This window comes from Frigidibacter sp. MR17.24, from assembly GCF_037095655.1.
Lineage (GTDB): Bacteria > Pseudomonadota > Alphaproteobacteria > Rhodobacterales > Rhodobacteraceae > Frigidibacter.
This window is the reverse complement of record NZ_JBAWKE010000002.1, coordinates 501,876-524,107: the sequence shown is the minus strand read 5'-3', so window position 1 is coordinate 524,107 and position 22,232 is coordinate 501,876. Positions and strand designations below refer to the sequence as shown.

The following is a 22,232-nucleotide window of genomic DNA, read 5'->3' as shown; positions in this document are numbered from 1 at the left end:
TGCGACGCCTGCCCGGTGATGTGCTACATCGCCCCGGGCCAGACCGGCGCCTGCGACCGCTACGCCAATGCTGACGGCCGCATCGTGCGCACCGACCCGGTGGTGATGCTGTCGGCCGCGATCGAGGCCGGCGGCCGCATCGTGCCCTTCGCCGGCGCCGCATGGCAGGGCGGGCTGGCCCCGGCGGAGATGCCGCAGGACACCGCGGTCACCGGGATCGGCTCCGGCACGACCTATCCCGACTTCAAGCCCGCGCCCTTCATCGTCTCGTCCACGGTCGAGGGCGCCGACATGATCACCGTGGTGACCGAGGCGATCTTTTCCTACTGCGGCGTCAAGGTGAAGATCGACACCGACCGCCACCTTGGCACCGAGGGCGCGGCGGTGCGGATGGGCGACGAGGTCGTCGGCCATGTCACCACCGCCGAATACGGCAGCCAGATGCTCTCGCTCGGCGGCGTGTCGCACCTGACCGGGCATTCCAAGGCCGAGGGGCGCGCGACCTGCGCCGCCCTTCTCGCGCTGTCGAACCGCGAGGCGGTGGAGCTGTCGATCGACGGCGGCTCGCACGTCGTCGTGCAGGCCGGCAAGCCGCCGATCGTCGACGGCGTGACCGAGCGGCGGATGCGCGTCGGCTGCGGCTCGGCCACGATCGGGATGTTCGCGGCCGCGTGGCAGGGCATGGTCGACGAGGTGGTGGTGGTCGACGACCACATCACCGGCGTCGTGTCCGAGCATCAGGCCGGCAAGGTCATCGGCTGGCCCGACACCGGGATCAAGATCATCGGCGCCCGGTCGACCCCGGGGCGGTATTTCCGCGTCTCGGAACCCGGCCTCGGCTGGGGCGGCACCCAGGTTTCGGACCCGCTGCAGATCCTGGGGCCCTGGAACGCCAAGAAGGGCGCCGTGCCGGGGCTGCGGCTGCTGATGGTGTCGACCACCGGCGAGGACTGGGGGTATTACGTGCTGGACGCGGCGCTGGTGCCGCAGCCCGCGCCGATCCCCGACGGCCTGCGCGAGGCGGTCGAGATCATCGCCGAGAACTGCGAACCCTCGCTCTGCACCGTCCTGTTCGTCGGCGGGGCAGGGGGGTCGCTGCGCGCGGGCGTCGCCCGCAACCCGGTGCGGTTGACGCAGTCCGTGCAGGGGCGCGAGACGCGGCTGACCTGCGGCGGGGCCGAGGTCTTCGTCTGGCCCGGCGGCGGCATCACCTTCATGGTCGACGTCACGACCCTGCCCGAGGGCGCCTTCGGCTCGGTGCCCACGCCCGCGATGGTGGCGCCGCTGGAATTCACCCTGCCGCGCGCGGCCTACCTGGCGATGGGCGGGCACGAGGCCGCGATCCGCACGCTGCCCGAGGTCGTGGCCGAGGGCGGCGAATACCCGACCGCCGCGCGCCTGCTGCCGCCGGTCATCCCGTGATGCGCCCGCAGGCCCGTCTGCTGCCGGACGGCCGGCGCCTGCACCTGAACCACGGGCCGATCGACGTCGTGCTGGAACTGTGGGGGGCGCCCGAGGCCGTCGCCGAGGGGCGCGCCCGTGCCGCCGCCGCGCTCGAGGGGCTGCTCGCGGCGCTGGCGGCAGAGCTGCCGGCGCTGCGCAGCCCCGATCCCGGCCCGCGCGCCCACCCGGTGGCGCGGGCGATGGCGGCGGCGGTGGCGCCCTACCGGCCCGCCTTCGTCACGCCGATGGCCGCGGTGGCGGGGGCGGTCGCCGACCACCTGCTGGCAGCGGCGGTCGCGGGCGGCGGGATCGCCAGGGCCTATGCCAACAACGGCGGCGACATCGCGCTGCACCTCGCCCCGGGCGAAAGCCTGACCACCGCCATCGCCGCGCGCCCCGGCATGCCCGACCGCATCACCCTGCACGCCGCGGACCCGGTGCGCGGCATCGCCACCTCGGGCTGGGGCGGGCGCAGCCAGTCGCTGGGCATCGCCGACGCGGTCACCGTGCTCGCCGCCAGCGCCGCCGTCGCCGACGCCGCCGCGACGATGCTCGCCAATGCCGTCGACCTGCCCGGCCATCCCGCGATCACCCGCCGCCCGGCGCGCGAGATCAAGGCCGACAGCGACCTTGGCAGCCGTCCCGTCACCACCGCCGTCGCGCCGCTGACCCCGGCCGAGCGGGCCCGCGCGCTGGCCCGGGGCCGCGCCGCCGCCGACCCGCTGATCGCCGCGCGGCGCATTGAAGGCGCGGCGCTTTACCTGCAGGGTGCCGCCGAGGTCGCCGGTCGCTGCCCGCTTGCCCTGCCCAAGCCAGAGACGACCGCCTGAGGAAAGGGCCCCGCCATGTCGCGCTTCGAGATCCGCAAGATCACCCTCGTCACCGAGGAGATCCGCCACGACGGCGGCCCGGTCCCCGAGACGCCGCGCCTGCGCGGCGCCATCCTCGCGCAGGTCTCGAACCCCTTCGCCGGCGCCTACCACCCCGAGCTGCAGCCGGCGATGGACGAGCTGAAGCCGCTCGGCCTGATGATGAGCGCGCGCCTGATCGCGGCGCTGGGCGGGGCCGACGGCATCGACGGCTACGGCAAGGGCGCCATCGTCGGCGAGGGCGGCGAGATCGAGCATGGCGCGCTCTGGCACGTCCCGGGCGGCTACTCGATGCGCGAGCATCTGGGCGAAAGCCGGGCGATCGTGCCCTCCGCGATGAAGGTCGGCGGCATGGGCACGACGCTCGACGTGCCGCTGGGCCACATCAACGCCGCCTATGTCCGCAGCCATTTCGACGCGATGACCGTGGGCCTGCCCGACGGCCCGCGCGCGGCCGAGATCGTCTTCGCCCTGGCGATGTCGAAGGGCGGGCGCGTGCACAGCCGGATGGGCGGGCTCGAGGCCTGGGACGTCAAGGGGCAGGACGGGCTTCGGTGAGGGCGCGCGCGCGCGCGACCGCGATCCTGCTTCTGGCCGCGCTGCCCGGCCCGGCCCTTGCCCATGCCGCCGAGCGGATGGTGATCCAGACCCTGCCGACCGGGTGGTCGATCCTCGGGGCGGGGCTGGTGGTGCTGCTGACCGGCCTCGTCGCGCTGGTCCCCGCGCCCCGCTTCGCCGTGCGCGACCTCGGGCGGCTGCGGCTGCTGCCGCGCGCCGCCACCGGCTGGATCGCGACGGCGGGCTGGGCGGTGCTGGTCGCGATCGGCCTCTGGGGCAGCCGGGATCCCTTCGCCAACCTGATGCCGATGACGCTGTGGGTGCTGGTCTGGGTCGGGCTGACGCTGGCCTCGCTGGCGCTTGGCGACCTCTGGCGCCCGATCCAGCCCTGGTACGCCCCGGCCCGGGCGCTCCGCCGGGCGCTGGGCTTGCGCGGCGGCATCGGTCTTTCCCGGCTCGGGCACTGGCCGGCCGTCGCGGGCTATCTCGGCTTCGCCTGGCTCGAGATCGTCTCGCTCGCCCCCGCCGATCCCGCCGGCCTCGCGCGGGTGGTGCTGCTCTACTGGCTCGCGATCCTCGCGCTCGCCGTGGCCGAGGGCGAGGACTGGCCCGACCGGGGCGAGGCGCTGTCGCTGTGTTTCGCGCTGGTCTCGACCGTGGCGCCGCTCTGGCGCGACGGGGCCGCGTGGCGCGCGGGCCTGCCGGGGGCGCGGATCGTGGCGCAGGGGCCGCTGCCGCCGTCGGCCGCCGCCTTCGTGACGCTGGTCCTGGCCGGCGTCACCTTCGACGGGCTGGCCGAGACCTTCTGGTGGCTGGCCCGGATCGGGATCAACCCGCTGGAATTCCCCGGCCGCTCGGCGGTGACGGTGGTCAACACGCTGGGACTGCTGGCGGTCTGGGCGGGCTGCGCGGCCTCGGTCGGGGGGGCGGTGGCGGCGGGGCGGGCGCTTGGCGCGCGCGGCCTGCCGGGCGCGGTGATCCTGTCGTTCCTGCCGATCGCGGCGGGGTATCATACCGCCCATTACCTCGTGGCGCTGCTGACCCAGGGCCAGTATGCGATCTCGGCGCTGAACGACCCGCTCGGCCGGGGCTGGTCGCTGCTGGGCCTGCCGCGCCACTGGGAACGCTTCGGCTTCCTCGCCACCCGCGACGGCGTCACCACGGTCTGGGCGCTGCAGGTCGCGGCGATCCTCGGCGCGCATGTCCTCGCGGTGCTGCTGACGCTGCGGCTCGACCGGGAAACGCCACCGGGCCGGCAAAAGATGCTTTCGCATCTTCCGGTCACCATCCTGATGGTCTTTTATACGGCCCTGGGACTGTGGCTGCTTTCCACGCCGACCGGAGCCTGAATCAGTGGACATATCATTTGCACACGCACAATCTGTCTTCAAGGCCCCCGGACGAGAGGCGCCGCCCGGGGTCACCGCGACGCGGGACCCGATCAACAGTGAGGAATGAGATGACGTCCATGCTGACCGGCCCCGCGCCGCGCCTGGCCAAACCGGGTCTTCTGAAACCATCGCGCCGCGCGATCCTGGGCGGGCTTGCCGGCGGCGCCGCCGCGCTCGCGCTGCCCGCGCGCTTCGCCTCGGCGCAAAGCGCAGCCCCGATCAGGCTCGGCTTCCAGCTGCACCGCACCGGCATCGGCGCCGCCTATGGCCGCTGGTACGAACGCACCGCCCAGGCGGCGCTGAAGGCCGTCAACGACGCCGGCGGCATCAACGGCCGCCCGGTCGAGATCGCCTTCGAGGATGACGGCACCGACCCCAAGCGCGGCGCCGAGGTGATCGAGAAGCTGGCGACCCAGCAGGGCTGCGACCTGATCTTCGGGCCGCTCTTCAGCCACGTGGTCATGGGCTCGGCCCCCCGCGCGGGCGAGCTGAAGATCCCCTACCTGCTCTGCTCCGAGGGCCACAGCCTCGCGGGGGGCAAGCTCAACCGCTGGACGCTCCAGCCCGGCATCACCGACGTCAAGAGCCAGGTGATGGCGATGGCGCCCTGGATCGCGTCGACCCTGGGCAAGAAGGTCACGATGATCTTCCCCGACTACGCCTTCGGCTACGATCACCGCGACAACTTCGCCCCCGCGATCGAGGCCGCCGGCGGCGAGGTGATCGAGATGATCGCGATCCCCCCGACCGAGACCTCGTTCACCCGCTACCTGCCGCGGATCCCGGCCGAGACCGAGGTGATCTACCACGTGATGATCGGTCCCTCGGTGTTGACCTTCGTGCGCGAGCTGGGCGAGTTCTTCGGCTCGGGCGACCGTCCCGAGATCTTCGGCTTCATCGACAGCCTCGAGGCGGTGGCGATCGACAGCCCCGGGCTCGAGTTCCTGGAGGGCACCCATTTCTGGGAGGGCAATCCGCGCTACCAGCAGGCCGGTGCCGACGAGATCGAGACCGCGTTCCGCGCCGCCGTGGGCGTCGACGCCACGGGCGCAAGCCTCGCCGACCCCAAGGACGTCTCGACCTACGCGCACATGTTCTCGGTCTGGGAGACGCTGCACGTCATCAAGGCCGGCATGGAGGCCGCGGGCTACCAGTCCACGGCCGACCGCCAGAAATTCGTCGAGGCGGTCGAGGCGATGACCGAGATGCCGCGCTCGATGGCGCATCCGCAAGGGGCCAAGACCTTCAACGGCAAGACGCACCAGGCCTTCGGCCACCAGTACGTCTCGAGGGTCGAGGGCGGCAAGCTGGTGAAGGTCGCGACCACCGGCCTCGAGGACGGGCTCTATCCCGACGAGGTCGACTACACCGCGATGTCCTTCTGATCTCGACTTTGCCCAAATATCCCACGGGGGTGCGGGGGTGTGAAACCCCCGCTCCTCCCTGTCCGCACGGGAACTGACCCTTGGGTTTCGGAGCCTTCTTCCTTCTCGCCTCGCTCGAGGGCCTGGTCTCNCCCCCCCCCCCCCCCCCCCCCCCCCTCCTCCCTGTCCGCACGGGAACTGACCCTTGGGTTTCGGAGCCTTCTTCCTTCTCGCCTCGCTCGAGGGCCTGGTCTCGGCCGCGGTGCTCGCGCTGACCGCCGCGGGCCTCAGCCTCGTCTTCGGCGTCATGCGCGTGGTCAATGTCGCGCATGGCGAGTTCTTCATGCTGGGCGCGGTCGCGGCCTGGTTCGTGACCTCGCTGGTCCCCGGGCCGCCGGCGCTCGGTTTCCTCGCGGCGCTGGCGATCGCGCCCTGCCTCGTCGCGGGGATCGCCGCGCTCGCCGACCGGCTGGTGCTGAAACGGCTGAACTACGACCCCGACGCGACGATCGTCGCCACCATCGGGCTTCTCTACATCTTCCAGCAGGCCGCGCTCAGCCTCTACGGCCCCGAGGCGCGGCCGGTGCCGGCGCCGTTCTCGATCCGGGTGCAGCTGCCGTGGTTCGGCTATTCGGGCTACAAGCTCGCGGTGATCGCGGCGGCGGCCGTGGTGCTGGCGGCGCTCTGGCTCGGGCTCACCCGCACCCGCGCCGGGCTGGTGATGCGCGCCACCCAGATCGACCGCGAGACGGCGGCCGCCTTCGGCATCGACACCGGGCGGGTCTATGCCGGCGTCTTCGCGCTGGGCGCGGGGCTCGCGGCGCTGGCGGCGGTGCTGGTGGTGCCGATCCAGCAGGCGCATTACCTGATGGGCCACGACCCGCTCCTGCTGTCGTTCATCACCGTCATCATCGGCGGCCTCGGCAGCCTGCGGGGCACGCTGGTCGCCGCGCTGGTGATCGGGCTGTCGGACGGGATCATCTCGGTCTTCTTCTCGCCGACGCTGGCCAAGATCATCGCGACGCTGCTTGTCGCGCTGGTGCTGGTGTTCCGCCCGCAGGGCCTGTTCGGAGGCGCGCGGACGTGAAGACCCTCGCCCTGCCGCTCGCCCTGCCGCTCGCCCTGCCGCTCGCGCTGCTGGCGCTGCTCGCCGCCGCGACCCTGCTGCTGCCGCCCTATCACGAGGGCAACCTCGCGCGGATCATGCTGCTGGCGACCTATGCGATGGGCTACAACATCGCCTTCGGCTACACCGGGCTTCTCAGCCTCGGGCACGCGCTGTTCTTCGGCGCAGGGATGTATGCCGCCGGGATGGCGGCGGAATACGGCGGCGTGCCGGCCGCGCCGGGCCTCGCGCTCGGGCTTCTGGGCGGGGGCGCGATGGCGCTGGCGGTGGGGCTTCTGGCGCTGCGCACCAGCGGCGTCAGCTTCCTGATCGTCACGATGATGTTCGCGCAGGCGGGTTATCTCACGATCCTCTACAACACCGACGTCACCCGCGGCGAGGAGGGGATCGTGCTCGCCGCCGCGCTGCGCCGGATCGCGGGCTTCGACCTCGCGCAGGACGACACCCGCTATCTCGCCGCCTTCGCGATCTTCGCGGTCGGGCTGATCGCGCAGGCGCTGCTGGTGCGCTCGCGCTTCGGCCGGGTCATGGTCGCGATGCGCGAGAACGAGGAACGCTCGCGCATGCTGGGCTACAGCCCCTACCGGGTGAAGCTGATCGCGCTGGTGATCTCGGGCCTCTATGCCGGGGTGGCCGGGGCGGCCTATGCGCTGCTGTTTGGCTACATGGGCGCGGGCTTCGCGGCGATCCAGAACTCGATCGCGCCGCTCCTGTGGGTGCTGCTGGGCGGCGCGGGCACGGTGCTGGGGCCGTTCCTCGGCACGGCGGCGATGTTCTACCTCACCGATCTTGCCGCGTCGCTGACCACCGCGACGCTGCTCGTGACCGGGGTGGCGCTGCTGCTTCTGGTGCTGTTCGCGCCGAAGGGCATCCTGGGCACGATCCGCGACAGGTGGGCACCATGGCTTCCGTGATCCTCTCCGCCCGCGGGCTCACCCGCCACTTCGGCGGGCTGAAGGCCGTCGACGGCGTCGATTTCGACCTCGCCCAAGGCGAGATCCACGCCCTGATCGGTCCGAACGGCGCCGGCAAGACCACCTTCGTCAGCCTGCTGTCGGGGCGCGTGCCGGTCCAGTCCGGCACGATCGCGCTGGACGGCACGGACATCACCCGGATGGCCGCCCATGCCCGGGTGCGCGCGGGCATCGCCTACACCTTCCAGATCACCTCGGTCTACGCGCGCCTGCCGGTCTACGACAATGTCGCGCTCGCCGTGCAGTCGCGCCATCGCGGCGACCCGGCCGCGCGCACCCGCGCCGCGCTCGAGCGGGTGGGCCTTGCCGATCGCGGCGGCCAGCTGGCGGGCACGCTCAGCTATGGCCACCAGCGGCTGCTGGAAGTGGCGATGGGCCTCGCGCTCGAGCCCAAGGTGCTGATCCTCGACGAGCCGACGCAGGGCCTGGCCGAGGGCGAGATCGCGACCTTCAAGGCGCTGGTGCGCTCGGTCGTGCCCGCGGCCACGGTGCTGCTGATCGAACACAACATGGACGTGGTGATGGACCTCGCCCACCGCATCACCGTGCTGACCTTCGGCCAGCGACTCGCGACCGGCACCCCGGACGAGATCCGCGCCGACCCGCAGGTGCAGCAGGCCTATCTCGGAGACACGGTATGACCGCCGCCCTCGCCATCGCCGGCCTCACCGCCGGCTACGGCCCGGTCACCGTGCTGCGGGGCCTCGACCTCGAGGCGCGGGCGGGCGAGGTCACCTGCCTGATGGGCCGCAACGGCGCCGGCAAGTCGACGCTGATGAAGGCGATCATGGGCCTTGTCCCGGCGCAGGCGGGGCAGGTGGCGCTGGCGGGGCGCGTGGTCTCGGGCCTGCCCGCGCACAGGGTCCCGCGCGAGGGCATCGCCTATGTGCCGCAGGGCCGGCGGCTGTTCGGCGACATGACCGTGGCCGAGAACATCGAGGTCGGGCTGATGACCCGCGGCCGCGGCGCCGAGGTGCGCGAGCGGGTGCTCGACCTCTTCCCGCGGCTGCGCGAGCGGCTGGGGCAGGTGTCGCGCACCCTCTCGGGGGGCGAGCAGCAGATGCTCGCGCTCGCGCGCGCGCTCTGCCTCGAGCCTGCGGTGCTGCTGCTGGACGAACCGACCGAGGGGCTGCAGCCCTCGATGATCCGGCTGATCCGCGACACGGTGGTGGCGCTGAAGGCGACCGGCGTCGCGACGGTGCTGGTCGAGCAGCGGGTGGACGCGGTCCTGGCGATGGCCGACCGCGTGGCCTTCATGGATCACGGCCGGATCGCGGCGACGGTCGGGGCCGCCGGGCTGACCGCGGGTGACGAACTTTTCCGCCAATACGTCGGTGTCTGACCACGTCCGAGTCGCATTTGGTGCGCGAACGGTCGAATCCATCATTTCGCTTGCCACGGATGCATGCCGCGGCTATCCGGCTTGGTGACAGGATCGGGAGAATCCGGCGGACCCGAACGGGGACCGACGGTGCCGAAGGAGCAACCGCCCCGGTAAACTCTCAGGCGCAAGGGACCGTCCTGTCATAACACTCTGGAGAGAGGCGCCGAGAGGCGTCCGCCGAAGGGATAACGATCTCAGGCGAAGGGACAGAGGGGGCATCACTGGGCGCGCGTAGCGCCCGAGGGATGCCGGGGCTTTCGCCGGCGCGACAGGATAGGGGTTAGGCGATGGCCGAAACCGACACGCTCCGCCGCACGGGCCTGCACGCCCTGCATGTTTCGCTTGGCGCCAAAATGGTGCCCTTCGCCGGCTACGACATGCCGGTGCAGTACCCGATGGGCGTGCTGAAGGAACACCTGCACACCCGCGCCGAGGCCGGCCTGTTCGACGTCGGCCACATGGGCCAGGTCATCGTCACCGCCCGCTCCGGCGACAACCGCGACGCGGCGCTGGCGCTGGAACGGCTGATCCCCGTCGACATCGCCGGGCTGGCCGAGGGCCGGCAGCGCTACGGCTTCCTGACCACGCCCGAGGGCGGCATCATCGACGACCTGATGATCGCCAACCGCGGCGACCACGTCTTCATCGTCGTCAACGCCGCCTGCAAGGAGGGCGACCTCGCGGTCCTGAAGGCGGGTCTTCCCGACTGCGACGTGGCCGAGATCACGGGCCGCGGCCTGATCGCGCTGCAGGGCCCGAAGGCCGAGGCCGCGCTGGCCCGGCTGGTCCCCGACGCGCCCGATTTCGCCTTCATGGACGTGGGCATCCGGCACTGGGACGGGGTCGAGCTGTGGATCTCGCGCTCGGGCTACACCGGCGAGGACGGGTTCGAGATCTCGGTCCCCGACGCGTTCGTCACCCAGCTTGCCGAGGCGCTGCTGGCGATGCCCGAGGTCGCGCCGATCGGCCTTGGCGCCCGCGACAGCCTGCGGCTCGAGGCCGGGCTGTGCCTTTATGGCCATGACATCGACACCACCACGACCCCGGTCGAGGGCGCGCTGAGCTGGGCGATCCAGAAGGTGCGCCGCACCGGCGGCGCGCGCGCCGGCGGCTTCCCCGGGGCCGCGACGATCCTGGCCCAGCTCGCCGAAGGCGCGCCCCGCAAGCGGATGGGCCTGCGCCCCGAGGGCCGCGCGCCGATGCGCGAAGGCGTCGAGATCTTCGCCGGTCCCGAGGGCGGCGCGGCGATCGGCCGCGTGACCTCGGGCGGCTTCGGCCCCTCGATCGAGGCGCCGATGGCCATGGCCTACCTGCCCGCCGGGACGGAGGTCGGCACCACGGTCTACGGCGAGGTCCGCGGCAAGCGGCTGCCCGCCACGGTCGTGCCGATGCCGTTCCGCCCCGCCGGCTTCAAACGCTGAACACTCCCAACCAGCCAACTGACAGGACACCTGCCATGCTGAAATTCACCGAAGACCACGAATGGATCCGCGTCGAGGATGACGGCACCGTCACCATCGGCATCACCGAGCATGCCTCGGAACAGCTGGGCGACGTGGTCTTTGTCGAACTGCCCGAGATCGAGACCCAGTGCGCCAAGGGCGACGAGGTCGTGGTGATCGAAAGCGTCAAGGCCGCCTCGGACATCCTGGCCCCGGTCGACGGCGAGATCGTCGCGGTGAACGAGACGCTGGCCGACAACCCCGGCCTCGTGAACGAGGACCCGATGGGCGCCGCCTGGTTCTTCAAGATGAAGCTCGACGATCTCTCGGTCCTCGACGGCTTCATGTCGGAAGACCAGTACAAGGACATGGTCGGCTAAGGCCGCCACCCTCCGCCCGCGCGCGCCTGTCGCGCACGGGCCTTCTCCCCGACATCGCGGCCCCCCGCCCGCAGGATGCTTGCCATGAGCTATACCCCCACCGCCTACGATCCCTACGATTTCGCCAACCGCCGCCACATCGGCCCCTCGCCCTCGGAAATGGCCGAGATGCTGAAGGCCGTCGGCTGCGAAAGCCTCGACCAGCTGATCGCCGAGACGGTGCCGGGCTCGATCCGGCAGGGCACGGCGCTGGACTGGGCGCCGCTCGCCGAGCATGAACTGCTGGCGAAGATGCGCGCGGTCGGCGCGAAGAACCGGGTGATGACCTCGCTGATCGGGCAGGGCTATTACGGCACCGTCACCCCGCCGGCGATCCAGCGCAACATCCTGGAAAACCCGGCCTGGTACACGGCCTACACCCCCTATCAGCCCGAGATCGCGCAGGGCCGGCTCGAGGCGCTGCTGAACTATCAGACCATGGTCGCCGACCTGACCGGCCTGCCGGTCGCCAACGCCTCGCTGCTGGACGAGGCGACGGCGGCGGCCGAGGGCATGGCCATGGCCGAGCGCGTGGCGAAATCCAAGGCCCGCGGCTTCTTCATCGACGAGGCCTGCCACCCCCAGACCATCGAGGTCGTGCGCACCCGCGCGATCCCGCTGGGGATCGAGTGCCATGTCGGGCCGGTCGACAGCCTGGACGCGTCGAAATGCTTCGGCGCCCTGTTCCAGTACCCGGGCACCCATGGCGAGGTGCGCGACTTCACCCCCGAGATCGCGGCCCTGCACGCGGCCAAGGCCGTGGCGGTCGTCGCGACCGACCTGCTGGCGCTGTGCCTGCTGAAGGAGCCGGGCGCGATGGGCGCCGACATCGCCGTCGGCTCGTCGCAGCGCTTCGGCGTGCCGATGGGCTTCGGCGGCCCGCACGCCGCCTTCTTCTCGTGCCGCGACGAATACAAGCGCTCGATGCCCGGCCGGATCGTCGGCGTCTCGGTCGATGCCAAGGGCAACAAGGCCTATCGCCTCGCGCTCCAGACCCGCGAGCAGCACATCCGCCGCGAGAAGGCCACGTCGAACGTCTGCACCGCGCAGGCGCTGCTGGCGGTGATGGCGTCGTTCTACGCGGTGTTCCACGGGCCGGTCGGCCTGCGCGCCATCGCCGAACGCGTCCACTTCAACACCGTGCGGCTGGCGAAGGCCCTGACCGAGGCCGGCGCCAAGGTCGCGCCGGGCGCCTTCTTCGACACGATCACCGTCGAGGTGGGCGTGGGCCAGGCCGGCATCCTTGCCGCGGCCGAGCAGCGGGGGATCAACCTGCGCAAGGTCGGCCGCGACCGCGTCGGCATCAGCCTTGACGAGACGACGGACGCGGGCGTCATCACCCGGCTGCTGGACGCCTTCGGCATCGCCGCCCCCGAGGCGCCGGCGCCGGGCCTAGGCTTCCCCGAGGCGATGCTGCGCGAGACCGGCTATCTGTCGCACCCGATCTTCCACATGAACCGCGCCGAAAGCGAGATGATGCGCTACATGCGCCGGCTGTCGGACCGCGACCTCGCGCTCGACCGCGCGATGATCCCGCTCGGTTCGTGCACGATGAAGCTGAACGCCGCGGCCGAGATGATGCCGATCACCTGGCCCGAATTCGGTGCGCTGCACCCGTTCGCGCCGGCCTCGCAGACGCAAGGCTATGCCGAGGCGATCGCGGACCTGTCGGAAAAGCTGTGCGAGATCACGGGTTACGACGCCTTCTCGATGCAGCCGAACTCGGGCGCGCAGGGGGAATACGCGGGGCTGCTGACCATCGCCGCCTATCACCGCGCCAACGGCGAGGACCGCGACATCTGCCTGATCCCGGTCTCGGCGCATGGCACGAACCCGGCCTCGGCGCAGATGGCGGGGATGAAGGTCGTGGTGGTGAAATCCGCCCCGAACGGCGACATCGACATCGAGGACTTCCGCGAGAAGGCCGCCGCGGCGGGCCGCCGGCTGGCAGCGGTGATGATCACCTATCCCTCGACCCATGGCGTGTTCGAGGAGACGGTGCGCGACGTCTGCCAGATCACCCACGAGCATGGCGGGCAGGTCTATATCGACGGCGCCAACATGAACGCGATGGTGGGCCTGGTGAAGCCGGGCGCGATCGGCGGCGATGTCAGCCACCTGAACTTGCACAAGACTTTCGCGATCCCGCATGGCGGCGGCGGCCCGGGCATGGGGCCGATCGGCGTGAAGGGCCATCTTGCGCCCTACCTGCCGGGCCATCCCGAGACCGGCGGCGCCGAGGGGCCGGTGAGCGCCGCGCCCTATGGCTCGGCCTCGATCCTGCTGATCTCGTGGGCCTATTGCCTGATGATGGGCGGGGCGGGGCTGACGCAGGCGACCAAGGTCGCGATCCTGAACGCGAACTACGTCGCCTCGCGGCTGAAGCCGGCCTATCCGGTGCTGTTCATGGGCAACCGCGGCCGGGTCGCGCATGAGTGCATTCTGGACACCCGCGGCTTCGCCGACGTGGGCGTGACCGTCGACGACCTGGCCAAGCGCCTGATCGACAACGGTTTCCACGCGCCGACCATGAGCTTCCCGGTCGCGGGCACGCTGATGGTCGAGCCCACCGAATCCGAGACCAAGGCCGAGCTGGACCGCTTCATCGCGGCGATGATCTCGATCCGCGACGAGATCGCCGCGGTCGAGCGCGGCGAGATCACCGCCGAGGCGAGCCCGCTGCGCCATGCGCCGCACACGGTCGAGGATCTGGTCGCCGACTGGGACCGCGCCTACACCCGCGAGCAGGGGTGCTTCCCCGCCGGCAGCTTCCGCGTCGACAAGTACTGGCCGCCCGTCGGCCGGGTCGACAACGTCTGGGGCGACCGCAACCTGATGTGCATCTGCCCGCCGCTCGACAGCTACGCCGAAGCCGCGGAATGAGCGAAAACGGGGGGCGCCGGGCGTGCGCCCCCCGTACACCACCTGTACACCCCCAACGCGCGGGCGTTTAAGCGCGTGGTGACGAAACCGCCGTCCGCGGACGGCAGGGAAGGGGGGCCATGACATGCCCGAGAGCCTGAAGCTGACCTGTCTTGCCTGCGGGCAGGCCAACCGCGTGCCGGCCGAGCGGCTGGGCGCGGGGCCGAAATGCGGCACCTGCGGCGCGGGGCTGGTGACCGGCAAGGTCGCCGCCATCGATGCCGCGATCCATGCGAAGGCGAAGGGCGACGACCTGCCGCTGGTCGTCGACTACTGGGCCGCCTGGTGCGGGCCCTGCCGGGCGATGGCGCCCGAATTCGCGCGTGCCTCCGAGACGCTGAAGGGCCGGGTGCGATTCGCCAAGCTGGACACCGAGGCCGCGCCGAAGGTGAGCCAACAGCTTGGAATCCGGGGTATCCCGCTGCTGATCCTGTGGCGCGGCGGGCGCGAGCTGGGCCGCGCCGCGGGGCAGCGCCCGGCGGCGCAGATCGTGCAGTTCCTGCAGGACAAGGCCGGGGCGGGCCCGCGCTGAGCCACCGGGGCGCGCGGGCGGAAATTTCTTTCGCCGCCTTCGCCCGGGTCGCTTGACACTCCCCGGCAAAGGGGGCAAATACCCGCCCCGTGGGGGCAGTAGCTCAGTTGGGAGAGCGCGTCGTTCGCAATGACGAGGTCAGGGGTTCGATCCCCCTCTGCTCCACCACCCTCTCTCTTGAAGATGCGGTAGCCGTTCAGGAAAACGCCCTCGGGCGTGGTATTTTTGTGTGGTCCGGCAAGGTTTTGCGCATTGCAGCAAGTTGTGCTGCACCTGCGTGAACAGCTGATGTAAATGGTGCGAAAGCCGCGTGTCAGCCGCGGCCCGATTCGGGAAAGGCGCCACGCCCGCCCCGCGTCGGACAGCCAGACCGAACTGGAGGCACCCGACCGCAGGCCGGATGTCGCCGCCCTGCAGAAAAAACGCCGGCCGCCGAAACATGACGCCTTTTCGATGCGTTGCTTCGGTGACCGATCCGAGAGACGACACCGCCCGATGATCCGCAAGACCGCCCTCTCGCCCCTCGCTCCCAGCCGCCGCGCGCTTCTGGCGCAGGCGACGGCCGCGCTTGCGCTGATGGGCGGGCGTGCCTTCGCGCAGGACCAGCAGCCTGCCGCGCCGGCCCCCGAGGGCCAGCCGCAGGACGCCCAGCCGCCGGTCGCCGCCGCCCCGGCCGAGCCGCCGCCGCCGCCGTTCAGCTTCGACATCCTGACCGAGCAGATGCGCCAGCGCGCGATGGGCGAGCCCGAGCAGACGCCGCCGCTCGAGGGGTTCCTGGCCGATCTGGGCTATGACCGCTATCGCCAGATCAACTTCCGCGCCGACCGCGCCCGCTGGGACGTCGACGGCAGCCTGTTCCGCGTCCAGGCCTATCACCTGGGCTGGCTGTTCAAGGCGCCGGTGCATGTCTACGAGGTGTCCGAGGGCGTCGCGCGGGAATTCGTGTTCTCGACCGACGACTTCGTCTATCGCGGCGATCTCGAGCAGATGGTGCCGCAGCACTTCAACCTGCCCGGCGTCGCGGGCTTCCGGCTGCATTATGCGCTGAACCGCGCCGACGTTCTGGACGAGCTGGTGAGCTTCGTCGGCGCAAGCTATTTCCGCGCGCTCGGCCGCTACAACACCTATGGCCTGTCGGCGCGCGGGCTGGCGATCAACACCGGCCTGCCGGGCGGCGAGGAATTCCCGCGGTTCTCGGCCTTCTACCTGGAACGGCCGGTGATGAACGCCAAGTCGGTCGTCGTCTATGCCGAGCTGGAAAGCCCCAGCTGCACCGGCGCCTACCGCTTCGAGATCTTCCCCGGCAACGACACCCGGATGGAGGTGACGGCGCGGCTGTTCTTCCGCGCCGAGGTCAAGCAGCTGGGCATCGCGCCGCTGACCTCGATGTTCCTGTTCGCGTCGAACAACCGCGAGAACTTCACCGACTACCGCCCGCGCGTGCATGATAGCGACGGGCTGCGGATGGTGCGCCCCGACGGCGACGTGCTGTGGCGGGCGCTGAACAACCCGCCGCGGCTGTCCAGCTCGGTCTTCGGCGAGCAGAACCTGCGCAGCTTCGGCCTGTACCAGCGCGATCGCAATTTCGACGCCTACCAGGACGCCGAGGCGCATTACGAGACTCGGCCCTCGCTGGCGGTCGAGCCGCTGGGCGATTGGGGCAAGGGATCGGTCCGACTGGTCGAAATTCCATCGGATCTGGAGGTGAACGACAATATTGTCGCCTTCTGGGCCGTTGATGGCACGATTCCGGCCGGTGAAAGCCGTGAATTCCGGTATCGTCTGCACTGGGGCGTTCTGCCGCCCTCGACGGACGGTGACCTTGCCTGGGTGTCGGATACCCGCGCAGGACATGCCGGGGTTGCGGGGGCCGAGGGGGAACCCAACACCCGCAAATTTGTTGTGGACTTCGAAGGCGGCGTTCTTGGAGAGCTGCCATCCGATGCCCAACTTACCCCGGTCGTGAACGTCGGCGGCGGCGAGGTGATCCACCAAGCCCTGTCGAAGATCGAGGGAAAGAAGATCTGGCGTCTCGTCATCGATGTGCGGGGCCGTCAGGGCGGGGTGACCGAACTGGTCGCCCATGTCGCGGGCTATGACCGGAAACTGACAGAAAACTGGCTTTATCAGTGGGTGCAGGAATGACTGTGGAAGGTAATGTCGTGAAGTCCGATGCGGAACTCGTGGGCGAGAGCCTGTTTGCTTTGCCGGTGGCGCCGATGGTGATGCCGACGCAGGTGCTCGAGCGTCAGCATTCGATCGTCGCGCGGATCGCGTCGATGTTCGGAGGCGCCCGGGTCGGCAAGGCCGGGAACTGACCCTTGGGCCCCCGGCGGGTGAGCCTGGCCGTCACCCAGGGGGTTCGGACGGTTGCGCTGGTGCTCAGCATCGGCATCGGTCTGTCGGCCGGTGCGCTGTTTCTTCAATACGGTTCGGGTGACGGGCTGCAGGCGACGGACTGGATCCGGTCGGCACTGATCATCCTGTCGACCTTCTGGCTGGCCTGGGGCGCGATCCAGGGCCTGATCGGCCTTGGCTTCCTGCGCACCGTGACCGAGCAGCCGGGCTGGATGCGCGGCGAGGGGCCGGCGGTGCAGGGCACCACGGCGATCCTCGTGCCGGTCTACAACGAGGAACCGATGCCGGTGCTGGCGCGGGTCGCGGCGATGGACGCCTCGCTCGCGGCGCTCGGGGTTCAGGACAAGTTCCACTTCGCCGTGCTGTCGGACACCCGCAAGGAGGATGTCGCGGCGCAGGAGCGCGAGTGGTTCCTGCACCTCGTGCGCGAGCGCGGCGCCGAGGGCCGGATGTTCTACCGCCGCCGCGCCTCGAACCCCGGCAAGAAGGCCGGCAACATCGAGGACTTCTTCCAGCGCTCGGGCGGGGCCTACGATTACGCGCTGATCCTGGATGCCGACAGCCTGATGGAAGGCGCGACGATCCTCGAGATGGCGCGCCGGGTCGAGGCCGATCCCCAGCTGGGCCTGCTGCAGTCGCTGCCCAAGGTGATCGAGGCGGAAAGCCGCTTCGGCCGCGCGATGCAGTTCTCGGCCTCGTTCTTCTCGCCGGCCTTCGCGCGCGGGCTGGGGGTGATGCAGGGGCGCACCGGCCCGTTCTGGGGCCACAACGCCATGGTGCGGGTGAAGGCCTTCGTCGAAAGCTGCGGCCTGCCGGTGCTGGCGGGCGACCCGCCCTTCGGCGGCCACATCATGAGCCACGACTATGTCGAGGCCTCGCTGCTGGCGCGCGCGGGCTGGACCGTGCGGCTGGACGAGGACCTGGAAGGCTCGTTCGAGGAAGGCCCCGAGAACATCGTCGACCATGCCAAGCGCGACCGGCGCTGGTGCCAGGGTAACCTGCAGCATTCGCGGCTGGTGATGGCGCCGGGGCTGAAGCCATGGAGCCGGTTCGTCTTCGTGCAGGGCATCCTGGCCTATATCGCGCCGCTGTTCTGGCTGGGCTTCATGGCCACGTCGATCGCGGCGATCCTGCTGGCGCCGCGGCCGGACTATTTCCCCGATCCCTATGGCCAGCTGTTCCCGTTCTTCCCGCACAACGACGCGGCCAAGGCGATCGAGCTTGCGATCGGCATCTTCGGCCTGCTGCTGCTGCCCAAGCTGATGATCGGCCTGCAGGCCGCCTGGAGCGGGCGGGCGCACGGCTTCGGCGGCGGGTCGACCGCGATCCGCTCGACCATCGTCGAGCTGATGTTCTCGTCGGTGATCGCGCCGGTGATGCTGATGTTCCAGACCCGCTCGGTGATGCAGGTGCTGCTGGGGCTGGATTCCGGCTGGCCGACCAACAACCGCGGCGACGGGACGCTGGGCATGCAGGAGGCCTGGGCCGCCAGCCGCTGGATCGCCTTCACCGGCCTGATCGGGCTGGTGCTGGTCTGGTGGCTGACGCCGCCGCTGGTCGCGTGGCTGTTGCCGGTGGGGCTGCCGATGCTGTTCGCGCCGCAGATCATCAGCTGGTCGTCGCGCAAGTCGGGCGAGGCCGCGCTGGGGGCGCACAAGCTGTTCACCGTGCCGGCCGAACTGGCGCCGAGCCCGGTGATCCTGGCCTGGAAGCACATCCTCGAGGCCTGGTCCGCGCCCGAGCCCGAAGCCGTGGCGACCGAGCCCGCGCCGGCGGCCGGCACGCTCGTCCACGCCTGATCATGGCCGACAGCGCCCCGAGCGGACCGGCGACCACGGGGGCCGGTCCCGGCCGCCCGGCCGTCTCGCGCGGCGCGACGGCGCCCAAACAGGCGCCCAAGTCCCCGGGCGGTTCCGCGGCGGCGCGGCGGGATCCGCGGCTGGACGTGCTGCGCGGGCTCGCGCTGGTGATGATCTTCATCAACCACGTGCCCGGCAATGCCTACGAGGCCTTCACCAACCGCAATTTCGGCTTCTCGGACGCGGCCGAGGGCTTCGTCTTCATGTCGGGCGTCGCGGCGGCGCTGGCCTATGGGCCGCGGCTGGCGCAGGGGTTCAGCTGGCAGGGCGTCAAGCGGCCCTGGCGGCGGGCCTGGACGCTGTATCTCGTGCACCTTGCGGGCACGGTGATCGCGCTCGGGATCTCGGCCGCGGGGGCGCTGTGGCTGGGCACCGAGGCGATGGTGCAGGAAAACAACGTGGCCACGCTGATCGACGACCCGCTGCGCGGCTGGATCGGTCTGGCGGTGCTGTCGCATCAGCTTGGCTACATGAACATCCTGCCGATCTACGCGCTGCTGCTGATGGCGACGCCGCTGCTGCTGGTGGCGGCCTGGCGGGTGCCGCGCACGCTGCTGGCGGCGTCGATCGTGGCCTGGCTGGGGGCGGGGGCGTGGCGGATCGGGCTGCCGACCTGGCCGGTCGAGTCGATCTGGTTCTTCAACCCGCTGTCCTGGCAGCTGCTGTTCGTGCTGGGCCTGCTGACCGGGATCGCGGCCAAGGGCGGGCGGGCCTTCGTGGCGGCGACGCCGGCGCGGATCGCGGTGGCCGCCGCGATCGTGGCGGTCATCCTGCTGTGGGCGCAATGGGATGCGCTGGGGGCGCGGCTGAACGAGGTGATGTTCAGTCTTCGCGACACGGCGGCGCCGGATTTCCTGTTCGACTATGACAAGACCTTCGTCTCGGGGCCGCGGCTGGTGCATTTCCTGGCGCTGGCCTACCTGCTGTCGGCGCTGCCGCAGGTGCGCGCGGCCTGTGCCAGCCGCTGGGCCGAGCCGCTGGCGACGCTGGGCCGGCACGGGCTGACGGTCTTCGCGCTGGGCACGGTGCTGGCCTTCGCGGCGCAGGTGGCCAAGGCGCGGGCGGTGGCGCTGGGGGTCGAGGGGCTGGATCTCGACACGGCGGTGATCGCGGCGGGGCTGGGGATCCAGTACCTGGTCGCGCGGGTCAAGGAGACCAGCGCCCGGCGGCGGCGCGCCGAGCAGGCGCGGATGCGCGCCGCACTCGCCGCGAATCGCTGACGGCGCCGCCGAAACCGGCCTAAGCTGCACTGCGGCAACCGGGCGGAGGCGGGACGATGGTCGGCAAGGTGATTGCGGTGGCCCAGCAGAAGGGCGGCAGCGGCAAGACCACGATCGCGGTCAACCTCGCGGTGGCCTTCGCGCGCCAGGGGCGCCGGGTGGCGGTGCTGGACACCGATCCGCAGGGCAGCCTCGGGCGGTGGTTCATGGCGCGGCGCGACCGGCTGGGCGACGCGGGGATCGAGTTCTCGACCTCGTCGGCCTGGGGGGTCAGCTACGAATGCGAGAAGCTGCGCCGCAGCGCCGATTACGTGATCATCGACACGCCGCCCAAGGTCGATGCCGACCTGCGCCCGGCGCTGCGCGAGGCGGATCTGGTGCTGATCCCGGTCGCCTCGAGCCATGTCGATCTTTGGGCGACGGAGGGCGTGCTGGACCTGGCCGGGCGCGAGGGCAAGCGCGCGACGGTGGTGCTGAACCGCGCCAAGGCCGGGACCAGGCTGGCCGAGGAGGTGGCGGCGGCGGCGCGCGAGCTGTCGGCGGCGCTGGCCGAGGCGCGGCTGGCCTATCGCGTCGCCTATGCCTCGACCCTGGGCGAGGGGCTTGGGGTGCAGGAGACCGCGCGCCGCGGCCCGGCCTCGGACGAGGTCGAGCGGCTGGCGGCCGAGGTCGAGGCGCTGCTCTGAGCGCGCGGCCCGTGGCGGGGGCGGAGCCTCCGGCGGGGATATTTGGACAAAGTCGAGGGCCGGATCAGCCGGGGGGCAGGGGGCCCGTCAGCTCGGCCGTGCCGGTGGCCTTGTCGAGGATGCAGATCATGCGGTCGGTGCCGGCGGCGGAGGCGAGGGTCACGATCGCCGCGCCGTAGCTTTCGGAGCCGAAGGGCGCGACCTCGGTCGTGACCTCGCCGGGGTCGGTGACCAGGGCGGCGCAGCTGTCGGCGACCTGCTGGCGGAACGCCTGCCAGGCGTCGTCGCTGGAGGCGGCGGCCGGGCCGGCGAGGCCCGCGGCACAGGCCAGAAGGGCGGCGGGCAGGGCGGCGGTCAGCGCGGTGGCGCGGCGGGGGGCGTCGCGGCAGGTGGTACGGGCGGCGGCGGGCTGGCGGTGCGGCATCGGGAACCTCGGGGCGGGTCGGCGGTTGCAGGGAAGCATGGCGGCGGGGTCGCGGCCAAGGCTCCGGCGCGCACAAGGCCGCGATCCGGGCGTCATCGGACGGGAGACGGAAATGGAAGCGGACGGGATCTTGCAGGCCTTCGGGGTCACGGCGCTGGTGCTGCTGGCGGTCGTGGGGTTGCTGGCGGGCTGGTTCGCCGGGCTGGTGACCGGGCGCAACCGGGTGAAGTTCATGGTGCTGGGGGTGATCGGCGCGCTGGTCGCGCCGGTGGTGCTGGCGCTCGCGGGCGTGACGGCGGTGGCCGCGGCCGGGGTGGTCGCGCTGGTGCTGGCGGCACTGGTGGGCGCGGCGGTGCTGCTGGGCCTTGGCGCGCTGATCTTCCGCTAGAACTCGACCCAGAGGCCGAGCTTCACCGCCGTCTCGCTGTCGCCGTCGAGCGGGGTGATCAGCCCCAGCTCGCCGCGCAGCGGGCCGGCGATCTTCTGCACGACCGAGGTGGCGAGCCGGGCCGAAAGCGGCGTGGCCGAGCTGTCCTCGAGCTGGAGCTGCGCGATCCAGAGCCGGTTGCCGCCCGCGGTCGCCACGCCGAGCGTGGCATCGGTCTTCAGCACCGCGGCCAGCGTCACCGGGGTCAGCACCTCCTGGTAGCTTGCGCTTTGCGAGATGACGACGGGGTCGCCCTCGCCCGGGATCAGGCGCAGCTTGGTGTCGAGGGCGAACCAGGCCGGGCCGGGCGCGGCGTCGAAGCCGAAGCCCCAGGAGCCCGCGCCCTGCATCACCGGCGTCACCCGGTCGTCGCTGCGCGAGGCGCCGATCCCGAGCGAGGCGGTGAAGCGGTGGCGGGCGTCGGGCGCGCCGAAGGCCGATTGCAGGAACACGATCGCGATCCCGTCGCCGGCATCGGTGACGCCGCCGTCGACCCCCAGCGTCAGCGTCCCGGTCAGGCCGTATTCGCCGTAGAGGCTGGTCCAGTCGCCGCTGCGCCCGCTTTCCTGGCCGAAGGACAGGAAGGTCGCGCCGCGGTCGCGCGGCCAGGGACCGGCCGCGGCGGGACCCGCCGGGACCAGAAGCCCGAGCCCGAGCGAAAGGCCGAGGCCGAGCCGGGCGCCGCGGCCACGCTTGCCGCCACGGCCACGCCGGTCAGGCCGCGGCCCACCCGAAGGTCGCGGCGCAAGTCTTTCAGCGATCTGCATCATTCTTTCCTTCCTCACCCCGGTCGGGACAGGATGCGAAGGGAAAGTTAACGGTTCGTTTACCTTG

21 protein-coding genes, 1 tRNA gene and 2 riboswitches are annotated in these 22,232 nt (G+C 71.3%); of the genes, 20 read left to right on the top strand and 2 right to left on the bottom strand.

Annotated features, from left to right (window positions below; all coding sequences use genetic code 11):
- Positions 1-18: 18 nt before the first annotated feature.
- The 19 genes from V8J39_RS09825 to parA all read left to right on the top strand — a co-directional run bounded on the left by V8J39_RS09825 (position 19) and on the right by parA (position 20,547).
- Positions 19-1,422 carry a 6-hydroxynicotinate reductase gene (locus tag V8J39_RS09825; protein ID WP_336461197.1) on the top strand — a complete coding sequence of 468 codons (1,404 nt, stop codon included), beginning with the start codon at positions 19-21 and terminating at the stop codon, positions 1,420-1,422.
- A complete protein-coding gene (locus V8J39_RS09820) occupies positions 1,422-2,273 on the top strand; it encodes a UPF0280 family protein (RefSeq protein WP_336460702.1) in 852 nt (283 codons plus the stop codon). The genes V8J39_RS09825 and V8J39_RS09820 overlap by 1 nt, the downstream gene beginning before the upstream one ends.
- Positions 2,274-2,288: 15 nt before the next feature.
- Entirely contained in the window at positions 2,289-2,870 is a 582-nt protein-coding gene (locus tag V8J39_RS09815; RefSeq protein WP_336460701.1) for an amino acid synthesis family protein, read from the top strand.
- Entirely contained in the window at positions 2,867-4,219 is a 1,353-nt protein-coding gene (locus V8J39_RS09810; RefSeq protein ID WP_336460700.1) for a hypothetical protein, read from the top strand. The genes V8J39_RS09815 and V8J39_RS09810 overlap by 4 nt, the downstream gene beginning before the upstream one ends.
- Before the next feature lie 110 nt (positions 4,220-4,329).
- Positions 4,330-5,646, top strand: coding sequence for an ABC transporter substrate-binding protein (locus V8J39_RS09805; RefSeq protein WP_442902573.1), 1,317 nt, complete (start codon positions 4,330-4,332; stop codon positions 5,644-5,646).
- Positions 5,647-5,830: 184 nt separating this feature from the next.
- Positions 5,831-6,712: a branched-chain amino acid ABC transporter permease gene (locus V8J39_RS09800; protein WP_336460699.1), complete on the top strand. Its 882-nt coding sequence runs from the start codon at positions 5,831-5,833 to the stop codon at positions 6,710-6,712.
- The gene (locus V8J39_RS09795) at positions 6,709-7,665 is read left to right on the top strand and encodes a branched-chain amino acid ABC transporter permease (RefSeq protein WP_336460698.1); all 957 of its coding nucleotides are present in this window, start codon (positions 6,709-6,711) and stop codon (positions 7,663-7,665) included. Before V8J39_RS09800 ends, V8J39_RS09795 begins: the two co-directional genes overlap by 4 nt.
- Positions 7,653-8,366, top strand: a complete 714-nt coding sequence (locus tag V8J39_RS09790) for an ABC transporter ATP-binding protein (protein ID WP_336460697.1) — start codon at positions 7,653-7,655, stop codon at positions 8,364-8,366. The genes V8J39_RS09795 and V8J39_RS09790 overlap by 13 nt, the downstream gene beginning before the upstream one ends.
- The gene (locus V8J39_RS09785) at positions 8,363-9,067 is read left to right on the top strand and encodes an ABC transporter ATP-binding protein (RefSeq protein ID WP_336460696.1); all 705 of its coding nucleotides are present in this window, start codon (positions 8,363-8,365) and stop codon (positions 9,065-9,067) included. Before V8J39_RS09790 ends, V8J39_RS09785 begins: the two co-directional genes overlap by 4 nt.
- Before the next feature lie 84 nt (positions 9,068-9,151).
- Positions 9,152-9,253, top strand: a riboswitch (glycine riboswitch).
- A gap of 2 nt (positions 9,254-9,255) precedes the next feature.
- Positions 9,256-9,323: riboswitch (glycine riboswitch) on the top strand.
- 73 nt (positions 9,324-9,396) lie between these two features.
- Positions 9,397-10,530: a glycine cleavage system aminomethyltransferase GcvT gene (gene gcvT / locus V8J39_RS09780; protein WP_336460695.1), complete on the top strand. Its 1,134-nt coding sequence runs from the start codon at positions 9,397-9,399 to the stop codon at positions 10,528-10,530.
- Between the two features lie 38 nt (positions 10,531-10,568).
- On the top strand, positions 10,569-10,931 hold the full coding sequence (gcvH, locus tag V8J39_RS09775) for a glycine cleavage system protein GcvH (protein WP_336461195.1): 363 nt from the start codon (positions 10,569-10,571) through the stop codon (positions 10,929-10,931).
- Between the two features lie 84 nt (positions 10,932-11,015).
- The gene (gene gcvP / locus V8J39_RS09770) at positions 11,016-13,853 is read left to right on the top strand and encodes an aminomethyl-transferring glycine dehydrogenase (protein WP_336460694.1); all 2,838 of its coding nucleotides are present in this window, start codon (positions 11,016-11,018) and stop codon (positions 13,851-13,853) included.
- Positions 13,854-13,977: 124 nt separating this feature from the next.
- Positions 13,978-14,424 (top strand): thioredoxin domain-containing protein, encoded by a 447-nt coding sequence (locus V8J39_RS09765; RefSeq protein ID WP_336460693.1) that lies wholly within the window; start codon positions 13,978-13,980, stop codon positions 14,422-14,424.
- Between the two features lie 92 nt (positions 14,425-14,516).
- Positions 14,517-14,592: transfer RNA gene (locus V8J39_RS09760), tRNA-Ala, on the top strand.
- Between the two features lie 327 nt (positions 14,593-14,919).
- On the top strand, positions 14,920-16,569 hold the full coding sequence (locus tag V8J39_RS09755; RefSeq protein WP_336460692.1) for a glucan biosynthesis protein: 1,650 nt from the start codon (positions 14,920-14,922) through the stop codon (positions 16,567-16,569).
- Positions 16,566-16,742, top strand: coding sequence for a hypothetical protein (locus tag V8J39_RS09750; protein ID WP_336460691.1), 177 nt, complete (start codon positions 16,566-16,568; stop codon positions 16,740-16,742). The genes V8J39_RS09755 and V8J39_RS09750 overlap by 4 nt, the downstream gene beginning before the upstream one ends.
- 3 nt (positions 16,743-16,745) lie before the next feature.
- Positions 16,746-18,581, top strand: coding sequence for a glucans biosynthesis glucosyltransferase MdoH (mdoH, locus tag V8J39_RS09745; RefSeq protein ID WP_442902572.1), 1,836 nt, complete (start codon positions 16,746-16,748; stop codon positions 18,579-18,581).
- A gap of 2 nt (positions 18,582-18,583) precedes the next feature.
- The gene (locus V8J39_RS09740) at positions 18,584-19,861 is read left to right on the top strand and encodes an OpgC family protein (RefSeq protein ID WP_336460689.1); all 1,278 of its coding nucleotides are present in this window, start codon (positions 18,584-18,586) and stop codon (positions 19,859-19,861) included.
- 56 nt (positions 19,862-19,917) lie between these two features.
- Positions 19,918-20,547, top strand: a complete 630-nt coding sequence (gene parA, locus V8J39_RS09735; RefSeq protein ID WP_336460688.1) for a ParA family partition ATPase — start codon at positions 19,918-19,920, stop codon at positions 20,545-20,547.
- Positions 20,548-20,611: 64 nt separating this feature from the next.
- On the opposite strand, the gene V8J39_RS09730 is transcribed toward parA, so the two are convergent.
- Positions 20,612-20,971 (bottom strand): hypothetical protein, encoded by a 360-nt coding sequence (locus tag V8J39_RS09730; RefSeq protein WP_336460687.1) that lies wholly within the window; start codon positions 20,969-20,971, stop codon positions 20,612-20,614.
- 112 nt (positions 20,972-21,083) lie between these two features.
- Here V8J39_RS09730 and V8J39_RS09725 point away from each other — a divergent pair, with 112 nt between their 5' ends.
- On the top strand, positions 21,084-21,359 hold the full coding sequence (locus tag V8J39_RS09725) for a GlsB/YeaQ/YmgE family stress response membrane protein (protein ID WP_336460686.1): 276 nt from the start codon (positions 21,084-21,086) through the stop codon (positions 21,357-21,359).
- Here the strand turns inward: V8J39_RS09725 and V8J39_RS09720 are convergent.
- Complete coding sequence (locus V8J39_RS09720) at positions 21,356-22,168, bottom strand: hypothetical protein (RefSeq protein WP_336460685.1); 813 nt, start codon at positions 22,166-22,168, stop codon at positions 21,356-21,358. The genes V8J39_RS09725 and V8J39_RS09720 overlap by 4 nt on opposite strands.
- Positions 22,169-22,232 lie beyond the last annotated feature (64 nt).

Excerpts from the sequence above, each read along its gene's own strand:
- V8J39_RS09815 (WP_336460701.1), top strand. The coding sequence starts at position 2,289 with ATGTCGCGCTTCGAGATCCGCAAGATCACCCTCGTCACCGAGGAGATC.
- gcvT (WP_336460695.1), top strand. The coding sequence starts at position 9,397 with ATGGCCGAAACCGACACGCTCCGCCGCACGGGCCTGCACGCCCTGCAT.
- V8J39_RS09785 (WP_336460696.1), top strand. The coding sequence starts at position 8,363 with ATGACCGCCGCCCTCGCCATCGCCGGCCTCACCGCCGGCTACGGCCCG.
- V8J39_RS09805 (WP_442902573.1), top strand. The coding sequence starts at position 4,330 with ATGACGTCCATGCTGACCGGCCCCGCGCCGCGCCTGGCCAAACCGGGT.
- V8J39_RS09750 (WP_336460691.1), top strand. The coding sequence starts at position 16,566 with ATGACTGTGGAAGGTAATGTCGTGAAGTCCGATGCGGAACTCGTGGGC.
- V8J39_RS09730 (WP_336460687.1), bottom strand. The coding sequence starts at position 20,971 with ATGCCGCACCGCCAGCCCGCCGCCGCCCGTACCACCTGCCGCGACGCC.
- V8J39_RS09740 (WP_336460689.1), top strand. The coding sequence starts at position 18,584 with ATGGCCGACAGCGCCCCGAGCGGACCGGCGACCACGGGGGCCGGTCCC.
- V8J39_RS09755 (WP_336460692.1), top strand. The coding sequence starts at position 14,920 with ATGATCCGCAAGACCGCCCTCTCGCCCCTCGCTCCCAGCCGCCGCGCG.
- V8J39_RS09720 (WP_336460685.1), bottom strand. The coding sequence starts at position 22,168 with ATGATGCAGATCGCTGAAAGACTTGCGCCGCGACCTTCGGGTGGGCCG.
- V8J39_RS09790 (WP_336460697.1), top strand. The coding sequence starts at position 7,653 with ATGGCTTCCGTGATCCTCTCCGCCCGCGGGCTCACCCGCCACTTCGGC.
- gcvP (WP_336460694.1), top strand. The coding sequence starts at position 11,016 with ATGAGCTATACCCCCACCGCCTACGATCCCTACGATTTCGCCAACCGC.
- parA (WP_336460688.1), top strand. The coding sequence starts at position 19,918 with ATGGTCGGCAAGGTGATTGCGGTGGCCCAGCAGAAGGGCGGCAGCGGC.
- V8J39_RS09820 (WP_336460702.1), top strand. The coding sequence starts at position 1,422 with ATGCGCCCGCAGGCCCGTCTGCTGCCGGACGGCCGGCGCCTGCACCTG.
- V8J39_RS09725 (WP_336460686.1), top strand. The coding sequence starts at position 21,084 with ATGGAAGCGGACGGGATCTTGCAGGCCTTCGGGGTCACGGCGCTGGTG.
- V8J39_RS09825 (WP_336461197.1), top strand. The coding sequence starts at position 19 with ATGTGCTACATCGCCCCGGGCCAGACCGGCGCCTGCGACCGCTACGCC.
- V8J39_RS09765 (WP_336460693.1), top strand. The coding sequence starts at position 13,978 with ATGCCCGAGAGCCTGAAGCTGACCTGTCTTGCCTGCGGGCAGGCCAAC.